The sequence below is a fragment of the Paraburkholderia ultramafica genome (genome assembly GCF_902859915.1).
Lineage (GTDB): Bacteria > Pseudomonadota > Gammaproteobacteria > Burkholderiales > Burkholderiaceae > Paraburkholderia > Paraburkholderia ultramafica.
This window is the reverse complement of the sequence record NZ_CADIKK010000002.1, coordinates 134,088-151,954: the sequence shown is the minus strand read 5'-3', so window position 1 is coordinate 151,954 and position 17,867 is coordinate 134,088. Positions and strand designations below refer to the sequence as shown.

Sequence of the window (17,867 nt, the reverse complement as noted above, 5' to 3'; positions counted from 1 at the left end):
GATGCCACCAGCGTGCAGACTCGAAGACACGAACCAGATAACGCGCCGCTCACGCAAAGCGCTCGATCCGCTCAATCAGCAGGCCGCAGCTTCTTGACCTCGGCATCCGACGGCTGAACGCTCGCGCCGTCGATATACCGGTACGACGTCATCACGCCCTTGCCGTCCTTCAACGCCGTCACGCCGACATACGCGCCCATGGTCGACTGATTGTCCTGCGCGCGATAGGTGATCGGCCCGAACGGCGTTTGCACATTGAGGCCCTTGAAGGCGGTGGCAAGCTTGTCCGAATCGACCGAGCCGGCCTTCTTGATGCCGTCCGCAATCGACATCAGCGCCGAGTACCCCACCACCGAGCCCAGCCGCGGATAGTCGTGATATTTGGCCTGATACGCTTCGACGAACTTCTTGTTCGCCGCCGTATCGATCGAATACCACGGGTAGCCCGTCACGATCCAGCCGGCCGGCGCTTCCGCACCCAACGGGTCGAGATAGTCCGGCTCGCCGGTCAGCAGCGACACCACGCTGCGATCCTTGAACAGACCCCGCGTATTGCCCTCACGCACGAACTTGCCCAGATCCGCGCTGAACAGCACGTTGAAGATCGCATCCGGCTTCGCATCGGCGATCGCCTGGGTCACCGCGCCCGCGTCGACGTTGCCGAGCGGCGTCGCCTGTTCGGCGACAAACTGCACGTCCGGCTGCGCAGCGCTCAGCAGCTTCTTGAACGTCGCCGCCGCGGACTGTCCGTACTCGTAGTTCGGATACACCAGCGCCCAGCGCTTCTTCTTCAGCCTGGCCGCTTCCGGCACCAGCATCGCCACCTGCATGTAGGTGGAAGGACGCAGACGGTACGTGTATTTGTTGCCGTCGGCCCAGACGATCTTGTCGGTCAACGGTTCGGCGGCGAGGAAGAAAATCTTCTTCTGCTTCGCGAAGTCGGTCAGCGCGAGGCCGGTGTTCGACAGGAACCCGCCGAACAGCAACTGCACCTGCTCGCGCGCGATCAGTTCCTGCGCGACGCGGATCGTGTCGCCAGGATTGGCGTTGTCGTCGCGCGAGACCACTTCGAGCTGCTTGCCGAGCACGCCGCCCGCCGCATTGACCTGTTCGAGCGCGAGATTCCAGCCGTTCTTGTAAGGCCCGAGAAAGGCGGGCTGCGCCTTGTAGCTGTTGATCTCGCCGATCTTGATGGTCTGCTGTGCGCTCGCGCCCAGCGCGGCAAGCGAGCACACCGTCGACACCGTAAGGCGAGAGATCCATCCTGCGCGCGTGGTCATGCGTTTCTCCGTTATCAGAAGGATTGCGTGATGCTGGTGATTTTTATCAGGCGACCGGGCGTCGTTGAAACTGTCGCGGTAAGCCGGCATCGTACCGAGTTCGGGCCGCGCAGGCGAGCCGATGCCGTCGAGAATCACGCGAATCAGGTTATCCGGGCTCGCGCCGTCGAAGAGCCGCGCGCCACTGGATTCACACGCCGAGATAAGCGCGCCTGACTGTTTCGTTCCGTGCGAGTTCGCCGATCGTGCCGCTAAAACAGATCTGCCCTTTTTCGAGCACATACGCGCGGTCGCTGACCAGTTCCGCGAAGTGCAGGTTCTGTTCTGACAACAGAATCGACAGCCCTTCGCGCTTGAGTTCGAGAATCATGTTCGCCATCTGTTCGACGATCACCGGCGCGACGCCTTCCGATGGTTCATCGAGCAGCACCAGATACGGATTGCCCATCAGCGTGCGCGAGACGGTCAGCATCTGCTGCTCGCCGCCGCTCATCTGGCCGCCGGGTCGACGTGGCATTTCGCCGAGATTGGGAAAGAGGCGGAACAGCTTTTCCGGCGTCCATTGCGGCGCGCCCTCGCGCGGCGGCTGACGGCCGGTGTCGAGGTTCTCCATCACCGTCAGATCCGCGAACACGCGGCGATCTTCGGGCACGAAGCCCATGCCCATCCGCGCGATTTTGTACGGCGGCAACGCGGTGATGCTCTGCCCGCGAAAGGTCACCTCGCCGTGACGGCGCGGCAGCAGACCCATCACCGCTTTCATCGTCGTCGATTTGCCGGCGCCGTTGCGGCCCATCAGCGCGACAACTTCGCCCCGGCCGACTTCGAGGCCGACGTCGAACAGGATATGCGCGCGCCCATAGAATGCGTTGAGGCCGGTGACTTTCAGTATCGGCTCGCTCATTGCCGCGCTCCTTGTCCTTGACGGCCACCTGCCACGTCATGCAGCGGCGCGTGCGGACGAAAGGTCTTGCCAGTGCCAAAATAGACTTCCTGCACGCGCGGATCATTGCGGATCGCCTCGGCGTTGCCCTCGGCGATCAGCTTGCCGCGCGCGAGCACGATCATCCGATCGGCGTACGCGAATACGACGTCCATGCTGTGCTCGGTAAACAGCACGCCGATCTTGTGCTCGGTGACGAGACGTTTGGTCAGCGCCATCAACTCGTTGCGTTCCTGCGGCGCCATGCCGGCGGTGGGTTCGTCCATCAGCAGCAGCTTCGGGCGATTGGCGAGCGCAATCGCCAATTCGACGCGCTTCACGTCGCCATACGCGAGCACGCCGCACGCGCGGTTCGCATCCGCGCCCATGCCGACCTGTTCGAGCAGCGCGAAGGCTTCGTCGGCGTGGCGCGAGCCCGCGGACTTCCATAGGCTGAAGGTCTTGCGTTCGCGCGAGACCAGTGCCGTCCGCACGTTTTCAAGCACGGTCATCGAATTGAAGGTCGCGGCAATCTGGAATGTCCGGCCGACGCCGAGCCGCCAGATATCGCGCGGTCGCATGCCAACCAGTTCTTGACCGTCGAGGCGGATCGATCCGGACGACGGTGGCAACTGCCCGTTGACCATGTTGAAACAGGTCGTCTTGCCGGCGCCGTTCGGGCCGAGCAGGGCCAGCAGTTGACCGGCTTCGAGATCGAACGAGACGTTGTCGACCGCCTTCAGGCCGCCGAACGATTTGGAGAGACCGGAAACGCGCAGCAAGCTCATAGCCCCTCCTTGATCGCTGCGGCGCGTTGCGAAGGCGACTCGGAGCTTCCGTCGGCCTGGTCGGCGGTGTAGTCGCCGAAGCGCTCACGAATAAAGCCGACGATCCCCTGCGGAAACGCGATCACCAGCAACAGGATCGCGAGGCCCAGCAGCGCCTGCCAATAGTCGGTCTGCCGCGCGACGGTGTCTTGCAGCCACGTGAACACAGCCGCGCCGATAATCGGTCCACTCAAGGTCTGCAAGCCGCCGAGCAGCACCATCACGAGACCGTCCACCGAACGGCTCACGCTGATCACTTCCGGCGAGATCGTCCCCTTCGAGAACGCGTAGAGCGAGCCTGCCAGCCCGCAGAACAGCGACGCAATCACGAACGCCGCCCACTGCACACGCTTCACGTCGATACCGATCGCCTCGGCCCGCAACACGGAATCGCGCGACGCCCGCATCGCGTAACCCAGCGGCGAGAACAGCATCTTGCGCAGCAAGTACACGCCGATTACCGCGCAGACGAGCGTCAGGTAGTAAAAGGCCACCGGCGACGACAGCCAGTTCGACGGCCATAAACCAAGCACGCCGTTGCTGCCGCCGGTCACGTCGTCCCACTGGAACACGACCGACCAGACGATCTGCGCGAACGCAAGCGTCAGCATCGCGAGATAAACTCCCGACAGGCGCACGCAGAACCAGCCGAACACCAGCGCGCCGCCCACCGCCAACAAGGGTCCGAGCAGCAATGCGGCTTCCATCGGCAGATTCAGCACCTTGAGGAACAGCGCGGCGCCGTATGCGCCAAGGCCGAAGTAAGCGGCGTGGCCGAACGAGTGCATGCCGCCCGGTCCCATGATGAAATGCAGGCTCGTCGCGAACAGCACGGCGATCAGGATTTCGACCAGCAGCACGGGCATGTACGGAAACGCGTTGGCCGCGAGCGGCGCGAGCACGAGGACCAGCAACGCGAGCGCAGCTAGCCACTTCAGGCGCTTGCCCGCCGGACGCAACGGCGTTTCTGGCGCCGCCATCCCACGCACCGCGGCGCTCGCGCGGCCAAGCAAACCCCAGGGCCGCACTACCAGCACGAGCGCCATCACGACGAATTCGGCCACCAGCGTAAAGCGGCTCAACGACAGGCCCACGCCGAAAATCGTCACATGGCCGATGCCAATGCACAGCGCCTTGATCTCCGCGATGATCAGCGCGGCGATGAACGCGCCCGGAATCGAACCCATGCCGCCGACCACCACCACCACGAACGCGTTGCCGATCGTCTCCAGATCCAGCGACAGATTCGCCGACATGCGCGGCCCTTGCAGCGCGCCGCCGAGACCCGCGAGAAACGCGCCGACGAAGAACACACCGGTAAACAGCCACGCCTGATTGATGCCGAGCGCGCCAAGCATCTCGCGATCCTGCGTCGCGGCGCGCACCAGCGTGCCCCACCGCGTGCGTGTCAACGCGTACCAGAGCAGCAGCAGCACCACTGGGCCGATCACGATCAGCGCGATGTCATAAGTCGGCAGCGGATGGCCGAGGAAATCGACCGCGCCAGCCAGATGCGGCGCGCGTGGTCCGAACAGATCTTCGGGGCCCCACAGCCACAGCGCGGCATCGCGAAAGATCAGCACCAGCGCGAAGGTGGCGAGCAGGTGGAACAATTCGGGTGCCTGGTAGATGCGCCGCAACACGATCATTTCGACCAGCGCGCCGAGCACCGCGACCACCAGCGCAGCCGCCAGCACCGACAGCCAGAAGCCGCCTGTCGTGTGCCCGAAGCGGCTCGCGATGCTGTACGCGACGTAGATGCCGAACATATAGAACGAGCCGTTCGCAAAGTTGACGATGCGCGTCACGCCGAAGATCAGCGACAAACCGGCGGCGACGAGAAACAGCGTCGACGCGTCGGCGAGTCCGTTGACCAGCTGTACCAGCAAATTCGAAAGCATCACGACCCTCGGCAGCTTGCCGAACGGCGCGTGCGCGGCAAGCGCATACGGCACGATCGGCAGATCGTTGCAGCGCGTGCGGCACCATGCGCGCACACGTCAACGGCAAGATGGTACGTCAAACCCCTCCGGGGGCCGGCGAAGCACATGAGACGAAATTCAGCGCAAAACGTTTTTCGCGCCGACGTCCAAGCGCGCGACGTGTATCTGATGATCGCGTCGCTCGGCTATTTCTATAACGCCAATCAGTACACGCTGGGCGCCTTTCTCGGCGAGCCGTTGATGGAGAAGGCCGCGCTCGAACATTGGCGCGAGGTCATCAAGGACACGGTGTTGCGTGCGGTGCGTTTGCAGTTGCCGGCGAATGCGGCGGTCAATACGGCAACGGGTGCAACAGCGGCTGCAGCATCGACCTCAAGCCTGGCTTCGGTAAAGACCAGCGATAACGAAAGCGCACACGAACGCGGGGCTGCATAAAAAAACGCGCGCCGTTCACCGGCGCGCGTTTTTTATCGCCACACTGCGAACAGCGTTACGGCTTCGCCGCCGCCGCTGCGTCGTCTTCGCGGAACAGTTTGTCGGCAAGGTGGAACGCCGAATTAGCCGCCGGCACACCGCAATAAATCGCGGTTTGCAGCAGCACTTCCTTGATCTGCTCGCGCGTCACGCCGTTGTTCTTCGCGGCGCGCAGGTGCAGCGCCAGTTCTTCGCTGCGATTGAGCGCGACCATCATCGCGATGGTCAGCAGGCTGCGCGTATGACGCGGCAAGCCGTCACGCGTCCAGATTTCGCCCCACGCATAGCGGGTGATCAGATTCTGGAACTCGTCCGTCAGCTCGGTGCGGTTCGCCAGCGACCGGTCGACGTGCGCGCTGCCCAGCACCGCACGACGCACACCGAGTCCGGCTTCGTAGCGGTCTTCGTCGTTCATTTCGTCTCCGTCAGGAAGTCGAGCACGGTCTTCGTGAAAGCGTCGGCCTTCTCGATGTTGGAAATGTGCGACGCGTCCAGCTCGACGTAACGCGCGCTGGGAATCGACTGCGCGAGTTCGCGGCCTTGCGCCGGCGTCGCGGCCAGATCGTGCGTGCCGCTGATCACCAGCGTCGGCACCTTGATGCCGGACGTTTCAGGACGCAGATCGGTCGCGTCGATCGCGTCGCAATTCGACGCGTAGCCTTCCTTGTCGGTGTGCACGAACACGTCGCGGATCATCGCCAGCACCACCGGCTCGCGCTCGAAGTAGTCGGCCGTGAACCAGCGCGGCAGCACCGTGTCGGCCAGCGCGAGCATGCCTTCGCTGCGAGCCTTCGCGGCGCGCGGCACCCACACTTCCGGCGAACCGATGCGCGCCGCCGTATTGCACAGCACGACACGCTCCAGACGGTCGCCGTGACGCGCGGCCAGCGCGACGCCGGTCAAGCCGCCCATCGACAGCCCGCAGAAATTGGCGCGGGCGATCTTCAGCGTATCCATCAGGCCGAGTACGTCGCCGGCCAGTTGGTCGATCGTGTACGGACCTTTCGGCGCTTCCGAGTGGCCATGGCCGCGCGTGTCGTAGCGCAGCACGCGAAAGTGTCTGGACAGCGCCGCGACTTGCGGCGTCCACATGGACAGATCGCTGCCGAGCGAATTCGACAACACGATCCACGGCGCTTTGCCGTGACGGTCACCGTCGATTCGATAGTGAAGCTCGGTGCCGTTGACTGCGGCGTAGGGCATGCCGGTTACTCCTTGGATTGGGCGCGCTGGGCGCGCGTGGTGTGAAATGTCAGCGCGGCGTCCACATAAGCGTGTGCCTGGCCGACGTATTGAGCGGGGTCGAGCAACTGCTTCAGACGCTCGAGCGGAAGATGTTCGGTGACGGCGGGGTCGGCGGCGAGCACGTCGAAGAGCGTCTGCCCATCGCGGATCGCGGCCTTCGACGCGCGTTCGACCAGATGATGCGCGTCGAGCCGGCCGATGCTGTCGCCGAGCGCAAGCATCACCGCTTCGCCGAGAATCAGGCCATGCGTGACGTCGAGATTCGCGGCAAGGCGCGGCACGTTCACGTTCAGCCCGGCGGCGATCTGTTCGATATTGGCGAGCGCGCCGCCCGCGAGACGCGCGAGGTCCGGCAGCGCGTCCCACTCGGCTTGCCAGCCGCCGAGCGCGCGCTCGTGCTCCTGCACCATGCCGGCGAACACCGTGGCGACCAGCCCCGGCGCGCGCGTCGCGGCGGTCAGCACGGCGGCGCAGCCGACCGGGTTGCGCTTGTGCGGCATCGTCGACGAACCGCCCTTGCTGGCCGCGGCGGGCTCGGCCAGTTCGTCGATTTCGGTTTGCATCTGCAACGAGATGTCGCGCGCGATCTTGCCTAGCGTGCCGATCAGCATGCCGAACAGCGACGCCGTTTCGGCGATCCGGTCACGCTGCGTGTGCCACGGCAATGTGGGCACGGCGAGGCCGAGTTCCTCTGCGAGCGACTGGGTGACTTGCGGCGCAGCCTCGCGCAGACTCGCGAGCGTGCCCGCCGCGCCGCCGAATTGCAGCACCAGCACGCGCGCGCGCAGCGCATCGAGCCGCTCGCGATGACGCAGCAGCGCATCGAGCCATTGCGCGAATTTCAGGCCGAGCGTGATTGGCAGCGCCTGTTGCAGCCAGGTGCGGCCGATCATTGGCGTCGCGCGATGGGTGGCCGCGAGTTTCGCCACGGCGTCGCAGGTCGCTTGCAGGCTGGTGTCGAGCAGATCGAAGGTGGCGCGCAATTGCAGCACCGTCGCCGTGTCGATGATGTCCTGGCTCGTCGCGCCCCAATGCACGTATTTCGATGCTTCGGCGTCGGCCGCCTTGACGCGCGCGGTGAGTTGCTTGACGAGCGGAATCGCGAGGTTGCCGCCGAGCGCGGCGTCGCGCGCGAGCGCGTCGGCGTCGAGCTGATCGGCCTGGCAGGCCGCTTCGATCGCGGGCACGGCGGATTGGGGAATCACTTGATGCGCGGCCGAAGCGCGCGCGAGCGCCGCTTCGACGTCGAGCATCCGTTGCAGCGTGGCACGCGGCGCCCAGATGTCGTTCATCGGCTGCGTGCCGCAAAGGAGGCCGGTCAGACGGGCGCTGGAGTCGAGCATGATGACGTCGATGTGCGAGGGAACCGGGAGTGAAGATGTTGCGCGACGTGCGAGGCGCGCCGCGGCACGATGCGTTTGACGCAAGCGCTGGAGCGCAGCTCAGTAGCGCTCGGTGCCGCTTGTACCGTAGACAGCGTACCGCACACGGCGTTGCGGCGTATAGTGCGCCAAACGCGGCCGGCACGTCGTTCAGGTTGTCATGTCAGCGGGTATGAGGCTCATGACTCATACCCGTTCCATGACCCTGAGACGTCGCGCGCCGCGTCGAGCCGACGCGTATCGCGCCGCGCACTTGCCGCTTACGTAATGCAGCGCGTGGCGCGCGGCTCGCTCGCGGTTTGCGTCAAGCAGCGCGAGCCGCCTGCGTGCCGTCGATCAGCGGCACCCCAGTCAGCTTGTGCAGCGCGTCGAAATCGATGTCCGAGAAAATCTCACGCACCACGAGACCCTGCTCGGTGACGTCGATCATCGCGAGGTCCGTATAGATGCGGTCCACGCATGCCACGCCCGTCACCGGATACGTGCACTCGGCGGCGATCTTGCTCCCGCCCTGCTTGGTCAGGTGTTCCATCATCACGTAGACCTGCTTCGCGCCGATCGCCAGATCCATCGCGCCGCCGACCGCCGGAATCGCGTCGGGCGCGCCGGTGTGCCAGTTCGCCAGATCGCCCTTGGCCGACACCTGGAACGCGCCGAGCACGCAGAAGTCCAGATGGCCGCCGCGCATCATCGCGAACGAATCCGCGTGGTGGAAGTAAGCGCCGCCCGTCAGCAGCGTGACGTGCTGCTTGCCGGCGTTGATCAGCTCGTCGTCTTCCTCGCCTTTGGCGGGTGCGGGGCCCATGCCGAGCAGGCCGTTTTCGCTGTGCAGGAAGATTTCCCTGTCGGCGCCGAGGTGGTTGGCCACCAGCGTCGGCACGCCGATGCCGAGGTTCACGTAGGCGCCTTCGGGGATGTCCAGCGCAACGCGCTTGGCCATTTCATCGCGGGTCAGTTTTTTCATGTCGGGTCTCCGGTTCAGGCGGCAGCGTCGTGAGGATTGGGCGTCGGGGCATGGGCGGCTTGCGGCACTTCAATCACGCGCTGCACGAAAATGCCCGGCGTCACGATGTTTTCCGGATCGAGCGCGCCCAGCGGCACCACTTGCGACACCTGCACGATCGCGGTTTTCGCCGCGCTCGCCATGATCGGGCCGAAGTTGCGGGCTGTCTTGCGATAGATCAGGTTGCCCCAGCGGTCGCCCCTGTACGCCTTGATCAGCGCGAAGTCCGCATGCAGCGGCGACTCCAGCACGTAATGCCGGCCGTCGATCAGACGGGTTTCCTTGCCTTCTGCGAGCCTGGTGCCGTACGCGGTGGGCGTGAAGAAACCGCCGATGCCCGCGCCCGCCGCACGGATGCGTTCCGCGAGGTTGCCTTGCGGCACCAGTTCGAGTTCGATCTCTCCCGCGCGATACAGCGCGTCGAACACATACGAGTCGGTCTGGCGCGGGAACGAGCAGATGATCTTGCGCACGCGCTTGGCTTTGAGCAGCGCCGCCAGGCCGATGTCGCCGTTACCCGCATTGTTGTTGACGATGGTGAGCTCGCGCGCGCCCTGCTCGATGAGCGCGTCGATCAGCTCCGACGGCATGCCGGCCGTGCCGAAGCCGCCGATCATGACGGTCGCGCCGTCGTGGACATCGGCAACCGCCGACTGAAGTGACTCGAAAATCTTGTTGATCATGTCGAATTTCCTTGTGGGGCGCTACGTGCCGCCGGGCTCGCCGCCGTGACACGGCGGGGCTTGCGGGACGGTCTCCGGGCCAATGCTGGCGGCGGCTCGCCGGGTGCAGATGCGGGCTGGCGCCTTCGGTTGGTTCACTGCCGATTTGTTCGATATATGAACATGGATTCGTTTAGCGAACGCTCAGGCGATTATGGTTGTCCTTCGGGCGGGTTGTCAAGGCCGGGAAATCCCCTTAATCATAGGTTCTTGCCCGCAACAATGACGCTTTCGTTGTGCTGCGAAGCTGCGCCTGGCGGATCACGCACGCCCCCGGCCAACTTGCGCTGTCACGCTCGCCGGCCGCGCCAAAGAAAAATCACACTATCTATGAGGGCGATTTTTCAACTACCCTTTATGCCAATAGCAAATAGCCGCATTTCAGCCCCACCCCAGCGCCGCAGGCCAACCAAGCATGTCCGAGACACATCTGGATCTGAACCTGATCCCCTATCTGGTCGCGATGGAAGACGCCCGCAATGTCAGCCGCGCTGCCGAGCAGCTCGGCGTGAGCCAGCCGCGCGTGAGCACCGCGCTGGGCCGTCTGCGCGAATACTTCGACGACCCGCTGTTCGTGCGCACGTCGAAGGGCATGGAGCCCACGCCGCGCGCGCTCGCGATCCTGCCCGCCGCGCGCGACGCGCTTCTGCGCATCGAGAAAGGCATGCTCGCCGTGCAGGACTTCGACCCGGCCACCAGCACGCATACCTTCTCGATCGCGCTGTCCGACGTCGGTGAAATCGTCTTCCTGCCGCGGCTTCTGCAACTCTTCGCCGAACGCGCGCCGTCCGCGAATCTGCGCTCGGTGACGCTGTCGCCGTCGCAGGTGGAACGCGGGCTCGAATCGGGCGACGTCGATCTTGCGGTCGGCTATTTCCCCGATCTGGCGGGCAATAACTTCTTCCAGCAACGGCTCTTCACGCACCGCTTCATCTGCCTGATGCGCACCGGCCATCCGCTTTCGAAGGCGCCGCTCACGCTCGCTCAATACGTGGCGTCGGGCCATGCGGTGGTGCGCGCCGAGGGACGCAGCCAGGAAGTGCTCGAGCAATACCTGGAAAAGAAACGCATCAAGCGCCGCGCGGTGCTCGAAACACCGCACTTCATGAGCCTGCCGTTCATCCTCGCGCGCAGCGATCTGCTCGCGACGGTGCCGCATGCGATCGGCTTCGCGTATGTGTCGGAGCACGCATCGATCACGCTGGTCGAGCCGCCGTTGCCGTTGCCGCGCTTCGATCTGCGCCAGCACTGGCATCGCAAGTTTCATAACGATCCGCGCCTGAGCTGGCTGCGCGGCGTGGTCGCCGAACTCTTCAACGACGCGATGGACGAGTGGCCAAAATGAGTATCCCGGCGGGTTCCGGGCAGACGCGCCCCGACTCCGAAAGGGGACATCGGCACGATTGGGCGCAAAACATGGAACAATGGCCGCACTCATTGACCCCGCGCGCCCCGTGTAGCGTCGACGCGCGATCCCGGAGGAACGACGCATGACCAGCAGCAAGGCAAAGAAAACCAAACCCGCAGCGGCCGTGGAGCGCCCGAGCCGCGACGAAGCTGAAGCCGCCGTTCGCGTGCTGTTGCGCTGGGCCGGCGACGATCCACAGCGCGAAGGCCTGCTCGACACGCCGGCACGCGTGATCCGCTCGTATGAGGAGTTCTTCGCGGGCTATCAGATCGACCCGCGCGAGCTCCTTGCCCGCACCTTTTCCGAAGTGGACGGCTACGACGAAATGATCGTGCTGAAAGACATCCGCTTCGAAAGCTATTGCGAACACCACATGGTGCCGATCATCGGGCGCGCGCACGTCGCGTATCTGCCTCAGCATCGGGTGGTCGGCATCTCGAAGCTGGCGCGTCTCGTCGATGCGTTCGCCAAGCGGCTGCAGATCCAGGAAAAGATGACCGTGCAGATCGCCGATACGTTGAACGACGTCCTGCAACCGGCGGGCGTCGGGGTGATCCTCGAAGCCGCGCACCAGTGCATGTCGACCCGCGGCGTGCACAAGGCCGGCGTGACGATGGTCACGTCGCGCATGCTGGGCACGTTCCGCACGGACCCGTCGACGCGTCGCGAGTTTCTTGCGATCGTCGGCAATCCGGGCGTGGTGTCGGTCGCCAATACCTGAGTCGAACGACGCTCGCGCGGCCCGTGGCGTCACGCCGCGTCACGTCACGTGATGTCACGCCGCGCTGCGCATCGCGCGCAACCGGCCGAAGGTGGCAAGCAATACCGCGCCCAGCACGCACGCGACTGGAACCAGCACGCAGATTAGGTGGACAGGCACCGACAGTCTTGAACGAAATTGCAGACCGGGCACGCGCCAGCGAGTCGGGTGCGCGTCGCGTACCAGCGGCACCGGCAAGCTCGCCAGGTAGGGCGCCACGCAAGTCCGGCTGCGCGATTGCGCGGCATCCCGCTGCATGATCCATCGGGTATCCTGATCGAACGGAGCATCGGTCGATCAGGAAATGAGCCGGCCCGCGCATTGGGAACACACTTTGCATGCAGCCCATGCAGTCCCCCGAAGCACCGGATCCATCGCACGAACAGGAGCGCCTCAATTGGTAGAATTTCCGTCTTCGGCGGTTTCAACCTGGGGTGGCGCAGTCGTATTCCTCAACGTACTGTTGACGCGCCTCGGCGTGCCGATCCCCGCGGTTCCGATGCTGCTGTTCGCGGGCTCGGCGATCGCCGCCGGCACGTTGTCCTTCTGGCCGATCCTCGGCGCGGCGGTGTCAGGCGCGGTGCTCGGCGACGGCAGCTGGTTCACCGCCGGCCGCCTCTATGGCTGCAAGCTGCTCGCGATGCTCGGCCGCCTGTCTCCCGCCGTCGATTCCAAACTCGAAATCGCACGCTCGCTATTCGAGCGTTTCGGTGTGCCGCTCGTGTCGATCTCGAAGTTCGTCCCCGGACTCGGGTTCATCACGCCGCCGCTGATGGGCACGACCGCCGTCGATATCCGCATATACGCGGCGTGGGATCTGGCTAGCGCGCTCGCGTGGGCCACCTTCTGGCTGCTCGGCGGCGCCGCCGCGGAGAGGCAGCTGCATATGCTGCACGCGTTCGTCGAAGCCCGCGGCGGCACGATCGCCGATATTCTGGTGGGCACGGCGCTGATTTTTCTCCTCTACCGTCTGTATCAGCGCCGCCGCGCGCGGCGCCGGTTTGCGAACGCCGGATCGGCGGCGGCGTCGCAAAGAGCTGCGGGGAGGTGGCGCCACATCGCGCCATCGAGAGTGCTCGATGCGCGTCCCGAGTCGCCGGCGTTCGGCGCGCCGCGCCGGATTCCCGGCGCGCTGGCGCTCGATCCGCACTCGCCCGAGCAGATCGACGCAGCGCTGCGCGCGTACGACATGGTGATTTACTGCATCTGCCCGGATAGCGCGACCGCCGTCGAGGTCACGCAACGCATGCGCAGCAACGGCTACACGCGAATTCGTGCGCTGCGGGGCGGCCTCGACGCCTGGCAGCGACGCGGCTTTCCCGTCGAGCCGCTCGCGCCGGCCGACGAACTGAACAACGGCAAACGTGCGCCGCAGCCGCGCGACGATACGCGCGGTGCAATCACGCTGCGCGGGTTCGCGCCGCGCAGCGTGATCGCACAACGCAGCAGTCAGGGCACGTGAGGCTCGCGGGGCGCTTCGCGCCTTCGAGCGCCACGCAGCGCTCCGCTCACGCCGACGATTCGTGCGTCATCGAACGCGCCTTCCAGCCTCACCCTCGTTACTGTTTGCGCAGCAATCCAGCCGCGCAGCGCATGCGGCGTTTGCGCTCCTGCTTGAGCCAGTGCAGCGCCGCCTCGGTGTCGGCGGACCCGGCGAGCGACGCGGCATGGTCACGCAGCAACCCCTCGCTCGCGACAACATCGTTCAGCGCTCCGAAGCGTTTCTGAATCTGCTTCAAACGCTTGATCGTGCGCTTACGGTTATCGTTCAAAACCGGTTCGAAAAAATCGAGCAGATAACGCAGCTTCTTGCCCGCTTTCCTGACATCGTGAAAGGCGGCGTAGTTGGAGCGCTTCGCACGGCCAGCGTGTTTCATGCGCTTCTTCAGTGAACGCTCCGAAGCGTCCACGCGTCGAGTGGCGAATTTGCGCAGCGGCACGCGCTCATGCGCGGTATTCAATTCTTTGGAGGTATCGGTCAACGCCTCGCGCAGCAGATGTTTGACGTCGGCGTTCAACAGCGTTTCGCGGCTGATCGCCAACGCGCCGCCGCGAGCGTCCTGGAGTTTGGGCGCCATGCCGGATGCGCCGCTGTCCTCGTGCGCCAGCAATTCGATCAGGATGTCCCAGTCGCGCGTCTGGCCGGCCGCCGTGGCCAGGTACTTGTACAACGCCCGTTGGCGGGTATTCTCGCCCTTCTCCAGCAAGGGCTCGAAGGCCCACCAGAGGGAACGCAAACGCCGCAGCGAGACGCGCAGCTTGTGCAGCGCTTCGGGCGACGTGTCTTCGCGCACCGCATGGGCGAGCTCGATCGCGTGATCGACGAGCGGCGCCGCATACGACGCGAAGGCCGCCTGCGCCGACGGCGCGTCGCTGGCTGGATCGCTGGCGGCGGATCGTTTGTCCATCTTCCCGCTGTCTCGCTTCATCGACGCTCCCTGAATCGGCTTTACTCGCAGCGTAGCAAAAATAGTTCCCTGCGGGTATTCGCACCGCATGTCCCGGTCGACCCGCATCTGAAAAGCCGTGCGAGGCGGGCATTCCGCGTGCGGGCGGCCAGGGAATTTTTTCCGCATTCAATGTCGTATCGATGCGCGACCGACTATCTTTGGACACACGATCGGCCGCGTCTCTTTACGCCGGAGCATGCCAAGATCATCAACAACTTCAAGACGCAAACCGATCACGCCACCAAGTTCATCCCGACGTGGGTCAAGGTGGCCGTGGCCATTGCGCTGGGTCTGGGCACGATGGTCGGATGGAAGCGCATCGTCGTCACGGTCGGCGAGAAGATCGGCAAGCAGCATCTGACATACGGACAGGGCGCGTCGGCTGAAATGGTGGCGATGGTCACGATCGGCGCCGCTGACATGTATGGCTTGCCGGTCTCCACGACGCACGTGCTGTCGTCGGGCGTGGCCGGCACGATGGCGGCCAACGGCTCGGGCCTGCAATGGGGCACCGTGCGCAGCCTGATCCTTGCGTGGGTGCTGACGCTGCCGGTGTCGATCGCGCTGGCGGCGGGCTTGTACTGGGTGTTCCGGATGGCGTTCCAGGGTCGCGGGTCAGGACGGCCGGTCAGGACGACGGCCGGTCGGGCGATCGGCCGCGGGATGAAAAAAGCGCGGCATCGCCGCGCTTTTTTCATCGAATCAAGAATCGCCTCAATACACTTCAGGCACGATCATCGAGCCCGGCACCGGCTGGCGGCTGTACTCGTCGTGATAGACACGCGCCGGCAATTCGATAGTCGGATGCTCGACCTCGTGATACGGCACCTGGCTCAGAAGGTGATGAATGCAGTTCAGCCGCGCGCGCTTCTTGTCGACGGCCTGCACCACCCACCACGGCGCCTCGGGAATGTGCGAGCGCTGCAGCATCACCTCTTTCGCCTGCGTATAGGCTTCCCAGCGGCGCCGGCTCTCGAGATCCATCGGGCTCAGCTTCCACTGCTTCAGCGGATCGTGAATGCGGTTCTGAAAGCGGATTTCCTGCTCTTCGTCGGTAATCGAAAACCAGTACTTGAGAATCTGCACGCCGCTGCGCGCCAGCATTTTTTCGAATTCCGGCACCGAGCGGAAGAACTCTTCGTACTCTTCATCGCTGCAGAAATTCATCACGCGTTCGACGCCCGCGCGGTTGTACCAGCTGCGGTCGAACAGCACCATTTCGCCGCCCGCCGGCAGATGCGATACGTAACGCTGGAAATACCATTGCGTGCGCTCGCGATTGTTCGGCGCCGGCAGCGCCGCGACGCGGCACACGCGTGGATTGAGCCGCTGCGTGATGCGCTTGATCGCGCCGCCCTTGCCGGCCGCGTCGCGTCCTTCGAAAATCACCACGAGGCGATGACCGGTCTGCACGATCCAGTCCTGCAGTTTGACGAGCTCGCCCTGCAAGCGGAACAGTTCGCGGAAGTACATCTTGCGCGCTTCGCGATGCTCGGGCGTGAAGCCGTCCGCGCCGTCGATGATGCGGTCGTCGACCTCCATTTCGAGTTCCTCGTCGTACGCATCGATGAGGTCTTCCTCGAAACGGCGTTGCCGCTCTGCCAGCCATTCGGCTTCAGGTCTCGGATCCTGCTCTTTCATTGCGGCTCTCCTGGCAACAGAAATGGTTAGGCGCGCGGCGGCAAGCGCGACGCGAGCGCGCTCGATTATCGAAGCGCCAGGTGTCAGCCGTGTTACCGCTGCGGCCATCCGGGCGGCTGCCTGGCGGCAGGCACGCGTTGGCGCAATCGCTGCACGCGCGCGACAAGCACGCGCGGTGGACATTCATGATAGCGAGTTTTGCACGGCCACCCGGCGCTAACGCAATGGCCGCGCGAAACTGAGTTCGTGGCCGTCCGGATCGGTGATGTGGAAATAGCGCTCGCCCCACGGCGCATCGGACGGTTCGAGCGATGGCTTCAATCCCGCCGCCAGCGCTTTCCGGTAGAGCGCGTCGACGTCGGACACGTAGATGATCACGCGGCCCCACCAGTTGACCGGCGCGCGCGTATCGACGATCAGGTTCAGGTACGAACCGCCGAACGCGTAGGATGTAAACGCCTCCTGCGGACCGCCGAATTTCATCGGGAAACCGAGTGCGTCGTAGAACGACACCGCGCGCGGCATGTCGCGCGTGGCGAGTGTGATCGCGCTGAGCGATTCGACGTGAGGTTCTGTCTGCGCGTCTGCAGAGGACGATGGCGTGGCTGCGGGCATGAAGTGTCTCCTCGACGTGGTTGGGGGAAAGTGTCTCACACCCCACACCCACGCCCGTGCTCCGCGTGCGCCCTTGAAAATGCTCCCCGCGCCCTGCATCTACGGGTCCGTCCATCCGGAGCATCGCCATGGGAAGCCGTCCACGCGTCATCGATGACCTGTCGCGCGCCGCATCCGACGCCCCCGGGCCCCATTCACTCAACACCATATCCGACGACGCCCTGCTCGACGCCTATTCCCGCACCGTGATCGGCGCATTGGAACGCGTCCAGCAGGCGGTCGCCTTCATCGCCGTCGAACGCCGGCTGCCCGGCGAGCCGTCCGGGCGCCGCGGAGGCACGCGCGGCGGCACCGGCTCGGGCTTTCTGTTTACGCCCGACGGCTACCTGCTCACCAACAGTCATGTCGTACACGGCGCCACGCACATTCAGGTGACGCTCGCCGACGGCGCGAAATTCGACGCCGATCTGGTCGGTGACGACCCCGGCAGCGATCTGGCCGTGTTGCGCATCGGCTCGCCGGAACCGCTGCCGCACGTCGAGCTCGGCGAATCGTCGAAGCTGCGCGTCGGGCAGATTGCGATCGCGGTCGGCAACCCGCTCGGCCTCGCGCAAACCGTGACGACGGGCGTCGTATCGGCGCTCGGCCGTTCGCTGCGGTCGACCTCCGGCCGCATGATCTACGACGTGATCCAGACCGACGCCGCGCTCAATCCCGGCAACTCGGGCGGTCCGCTGATCAACTCGGCGGGCCAGGTGATCGGCGTAAATACCGCGATCATTCCCGGCGCGCAGGCGATCTGCTTTGCGACGGCGATCGATACGGCGAAGTGGGTCATCATGCAGATCTTCGCGCACGGCCGCGTGCGGCGCGCGTATATCGGCGTGGCCGGCACCACGAGGCCGCTGTCGCGTCGCACGCAGCGTTATTTCGGCTTGAGCTCGGAGAGCGGCGTGCAGGTGATGGAGATCGTCAAAGGCAGCCCGGCCGCGCTCGGCGGTCTGCGCACCGACGATACGATCGTCGCGATCGATGCGCTGACCGTGCAGGATGTGGATGGCCTGCAACGCACGCTCGACGCGTCGCGTATCGACAAGCCGGTCAGCGTGACGGTGCTGCGTGGCGCGCAACGGCTCGAACTGACGTTGACGCCGGTCGAGCAGGCGAGCTGAGACAACGCGGTCAGCGTGGTCGC

17 protein-coding genes and 2 pseudogenes are annotated in these 17,867 nt (G+C 64.9%); 6 read left to right on the top strand and 13 right to left on the bottom strand.

Features of this window, described 5'->3' with window-relative positions:
• Positions 1 to 71 precede the first annotated feature (71 nt).
• The 4 genes from HV744_RS02735 to HV744_RS02720 all read right to left on the bottom strand — a co-directional run bounded on the left by HV744_RS02735 (position 72) and on the right by HV744_RS02720 (position 4,930).
• Positions 72 to 1,280: an ABC transporter substrate-binding protein gene (locus HV744_RS02735; protein ID WP_175148017.1), complete on the bottom strand. Its 1,209-nt coding sequence runs from the start codon at positions 1,278 to 1,280 to the stop codon at positions 72 to 74.
• Between the two features lie 190 nt (positions 1,281 to 1,470).
• A complete protein-coding gene (locus tag HV744_RS02730; RefSeq protein ID WP_175148016.1) occupies positions 1,471 to 2,184 on the bottom strand; it encodes an ABC transporter ATP-binding protein in 714 nt (237 codons plus the stop codon).
• Positions 2,181 to 2,990 (bottom strand): ABC transporter ATP-binding protein, encoded by an 810-nt coding sequence (locus HV744_RS02725; protein ID WP_175148015.1) that lies wholly within the window; start codon positions 2,988 to 2,990, stop codon positions 2,181 to 2,183. Before HV744_RS02725 ends, HV744_RS02730 begins: the two co-directional genes overlap by 4 nt.
• Positions 2,987 to 4,930, bottom strand: a complete 1,944-nt coding sequence (locus HV744_RS02720) for an ABC transporter permease (protein WP_175148204.1) — start codon at positions 4,928 to 4,930, stop codon at positions 2,987 to 2,989. The genes HV744_RS02725 and HV744_RS02720 overlap by 4 nt, the downstream gene beginning before the upstream one ends.
• Positions 4,931 to 5,071: 141 nt before the next feature.
• Here HV744_RS02720 and HV744_RS37075 point away from each other — a divergent pair.
• Positions 5,072 to 5,407 (top strand): annotated as a pseudogene (locus HV744_RS37075) (TetR/AcrR family transcriptional regulator); the annotation flags it as partial.
• Positions 5,408 to 5,462: 55 nt separating this feature from the next.
• Here the strand turns inward: HV744_RS37075 and pcaC are convergent.
• The 5 genes from pcaC to HV744_RS02690 all read right to left on the bottom strand — a co-directional run bounded on the left by pcaC (position 5,463) and on the right by HV744_RS02690 (position 9,759).
• Positions 5,463 to 5,861 carry a 4-carboxymuconolactone decarboxylase gene (pcaC, locus tag HV744_RS02710; protein WP_175148014.1) on the bottom strand — a complete coding sequence of 133 codons (399 nt, stop codon included), beginning with the start codon at positions 5,859 to 5,861 and terminating at the stop codon, positions 5,463 to 5,465.
• On the bottom strand, positions 5,858 to 6,649 hold the full coding sequence (gene pcaD, locus HV744_RS02705; RefSeq protein WP_175148013.1) for a 3-oxoadipate enol-lactonase: 792 nt from the start codon (positions 6,647 to 6,649) through the stop codon (positions 5,858 to 5,860). Before pcaD ends, pcaC begins: the two co-directional genes overlap by 4 nt.
• 5 nt (positions 6,650 to 6,654) lie before the next feature.
• Positions 6,655 to 8,034, bottom strand: a complete 1,380-nt coding sequence (locus HV744_RS02700) for a 3-carboxy-cis,cis-muconate cycloisomerase (RefSeq protein WP_175148012.1) — start codon at positions 8,032 to 8,034, stop codon at positions 6,655 to 6,657.
• Positions 8,035 to 8,377: 343 nt separating this feature from the next.
• A complete protein-coding gene (locus HV744_RS02695) occupies positions 8,378 to 9,037 on the bottom strand; it encodes a 3-oxoacid CoA-transferase subunit B (RefSeq protein ID WP_175148011.1) in 660 nt (219 codons plus the stop codon).
• A 14-nt stretch (positions 9,038 to 9,051) separates the two neighbouring features.
• Complete coding sequence (locus tag HV744_RS02690; RefSeq protein ID WP_175148010.1) at positions 9,052 to 9,759, bottom strand: 3-oxoacid CoA-transferase subunit A; 708 nt, start codon at positions 9,757 to 9,759, stop codon at positions 9,052 to 9,054.
• A 454-nt stretch (positions 9,760 to 10,213) separates the two neighbouring features.
• Here HV744_RS02690 and HV744_RS02685 point away from each other — a divergent pair, with 454 nt between their 5' ends.
• On the top strand, positions 10,214 to 11,143 hold the full coding sequence (locus HV744_RS02685; protein WP_175148009.1) for a LysR family transcriptional regulator: 930 nt from the start codon (positions 10,214 to 10,216) through the stop codon (positions 11,141 to 11,143).
• Positions 11,144 to 11,288: 145 nt separating this feature from the next.
• A complete protein-coding gene (folE, locus tag HV744_RS02680) occupies positions 11,289 to 11,927 on the top strand; it encodes a GTP cyclohydrolase I FolE (RefSeq protein ID WP_175148008.1) in 639 nt (212 codons plus the stop codon).
• Positions 11,928 to 11,981: 54 nt separating this feature from the next.
• Here folE and HV744_RS02675 read toward each other — a convergent pair whose 3' ends face one another.
• Positions 11,982 to 12,224: a hypothetical protein gene (locus HV744_RS02675; protein WP_175148007.1), complete on the bottom strand. Its 243-nt coding sequence runs from the start codon at positions 12,222 to 12,224 to the stop codon at positions 11,982 to 11,984.
• Positions 12,225 to 12,363: 139 nt separating this feature from the next.
• On the opposite strand from HV744_RS02675, the gene HV744_RS02670 reads away from it, so the two are divergent.
• On the top strand, positions 12,364 to 13,428 hold the full coding sequence (locus HV744_RS02670; protein WP_175148006.1) for a VTT domain-containing protein: 1,065 nt from the start codon (positions 12,364 to 12,366) through the stop codon (positions 13,426 to 13,428).
• 97 nt (positions 13,429 to 13,525) lie between these two features.
• Here HV744_RS02670 and HV744_RS02665 read toward each other — a convergent pair whose 3' ends face one another.
• Complete coding sequence (locus HV744_RS02665) at positions 13,526 to 14,395, bottom strand: CHAD domain-containing protein (protein WP_175148005.1); 870 nt, start codon at positions 14,393 to 14,395, stop codon at positions 13,526 to 13,528.
• A 204-nt stretch (positions 14,396 to 14,599) separates the two neighbouring features.
• Here HV744_RS02665 and HV744_RS02660 point away from each other — a divergent pair.
• Positions 14,600 to 15,019, top strand: a pseudogene (locus HV744_RS02660) (inorganic phosphate transporter); the annotation flags it as partial.
• Between the two features lie 111 nt (positions 15,020 to 15,130).
• On the opposite strand, the gene ppk2 reads toward HV744_RS02660, so the two are convergent.
• Both ppk2 and HV744_RS02650 read right to left on the bottom strand, forming a co-directional pair.
• A complete protein-coding gene (gene ppk2 / locus HV744_RS02655) occupies positions 15,131 to 16,057 on the bottom strand; it encodes a polyphosphate kinase 2 (RefSeq protein WP_175148004.1) in 927 nt (308 codons plus the stop codon).
• Between the two features lie 216 nt (positions 16,058 to 16,273).
• Positions 16,274 to 16,672, bottom strand: a complete 399-nt coding sequence (locus HV744_RS02650; RefSeq protein ID WP_175148003.1) for a VOC family protein — start codon at positions 16,670 to 16,672, stop codon at positions 16,274 to 16,276.
• Positions 16,673 to 16,800: 128 nt separating this feature from the next.
• On the opposite strand from HV744_RS02650, the gene HV744_RS02645 reads away from it, so the two are divergent.
• Positions 16,801 to 17,844, top strand: a complete 1,044-nt coding sequence (locus HV744_RS02645) for a S1C family serine protease (RefSeq protein ID WP_175148002.1) — start codon at positions 16,801 to 16,803, stop codon at positions 17,842 to 17,844.
• Positions 17,845 to 17,867 lie beyond the last annotated feature (23 nt).

Coding starts and splice junctions, on each gene's coding strand:
- HV744_RS02725 (WP_175148015.1), bottom strand. CDS start 2,990: ATGAGCTTGCTGCGCGTTTCCGGTCTCTCCAAATCGTTCGGCGGCCTG.
- pcaC (WP_175148014.1), bottom strand. CDS start 5,861: ATGAACGACGAAGACCGCTACGAAGCCGGACTCGGTGTGCGTCGTGCG.
- HV744_RS02650 (WP_175148003.1), bottom strand. CDS start 16,672: ATGCCCGCAGCCACGCCATCGTCCTCTGCAGACGCGCAGACAGAACCT.
- pcaD (WP_175148013.1), bottom strand. CDS start 6,649: ATGCCCTACGCCGCAGTCAACGGCACCGAGCTTCACTATCGAATCGAC.
- HV744_RS02665 (WP_175148005.1), bottom strand. CDS start 14,395: ATGAAGCGAGACAGCGGGAAGATGGACAAACGATCCGCCGCCAGCGAT.
- HV744_RS02730 (WP_175148016.1), bottom strand. CDS start 2,184: ATGAGCGAGCCGATACTGAAAGTCACCGGCCTCAACGCATTCTATGGG.
- HV744_RS02685 (WP_175148009.1), top strand. CDS start 10,214: ATGTCCGAGACACATCTGGATCTGAACCTGATCCCCTATCTGGTCGCG.
- ppk2 (WP_175148004.1), bottom strand. CDS start 16,057: ATGAAAGAGCAGGATCCGAGACCTGAAGCCGAATGGCTGGCAGAGCGG.
- HV744_RS02735 (WP_175148017.1), bottom strand. CDS start 1,280: ATGACCACGCGCGCAGGATGGATCTCTCGCCTTACGGTGTCGACGGTG.
- folE (WP_175148008.1), top strand. CDS start 11,289: ATGACCAGCAGCAAGGCAAAGAAAACCAAACCCGCAGCGGCCGTGGAG.
- HV744_RS02700 (WP_175148012.1), bottom strand. CDS start 8,034: ATGCTCGACTCCAGCGCCCGTCTGACCGGCCTCCTTTGCGGCACGCAG.
- HV744_RS02720 (WP_175148204.1), bottom strand. CDS start 4,930: ATGCTTTCGAATTTGCTGGTACAGCTGGTCAACGGACTCGCCGACGCG.
- HV744_RS02675 (WP_175148007.1), bottom strand. CDS start 12,224: ATGCAGCGGGATGCCGCGCAATCGCGCAGCCGGACTTGCGTGGCGCCC.
- HV744_RS02695 (WP_175148011.1), bottom strand. CDS start 9,037: ATGAAAAAACTGACCCGCGATGAAATGGCCAAGCGCGTTGCGCTGGAC.
- HV744_RS02690 (WP_175148010.1), bottom strand. CDS start 9,759: ATGATCAACAAGATTTTCGAGTCACTTCAGTCGGCGGTTGCCGATGTC.
- HV744_RS02645 (WP_175148002.1), top strand. CDS start 16,801: ATGGGAAGCCGTCCACGCGTCATCGATGACCTGTCGCGCGCCGCATCC.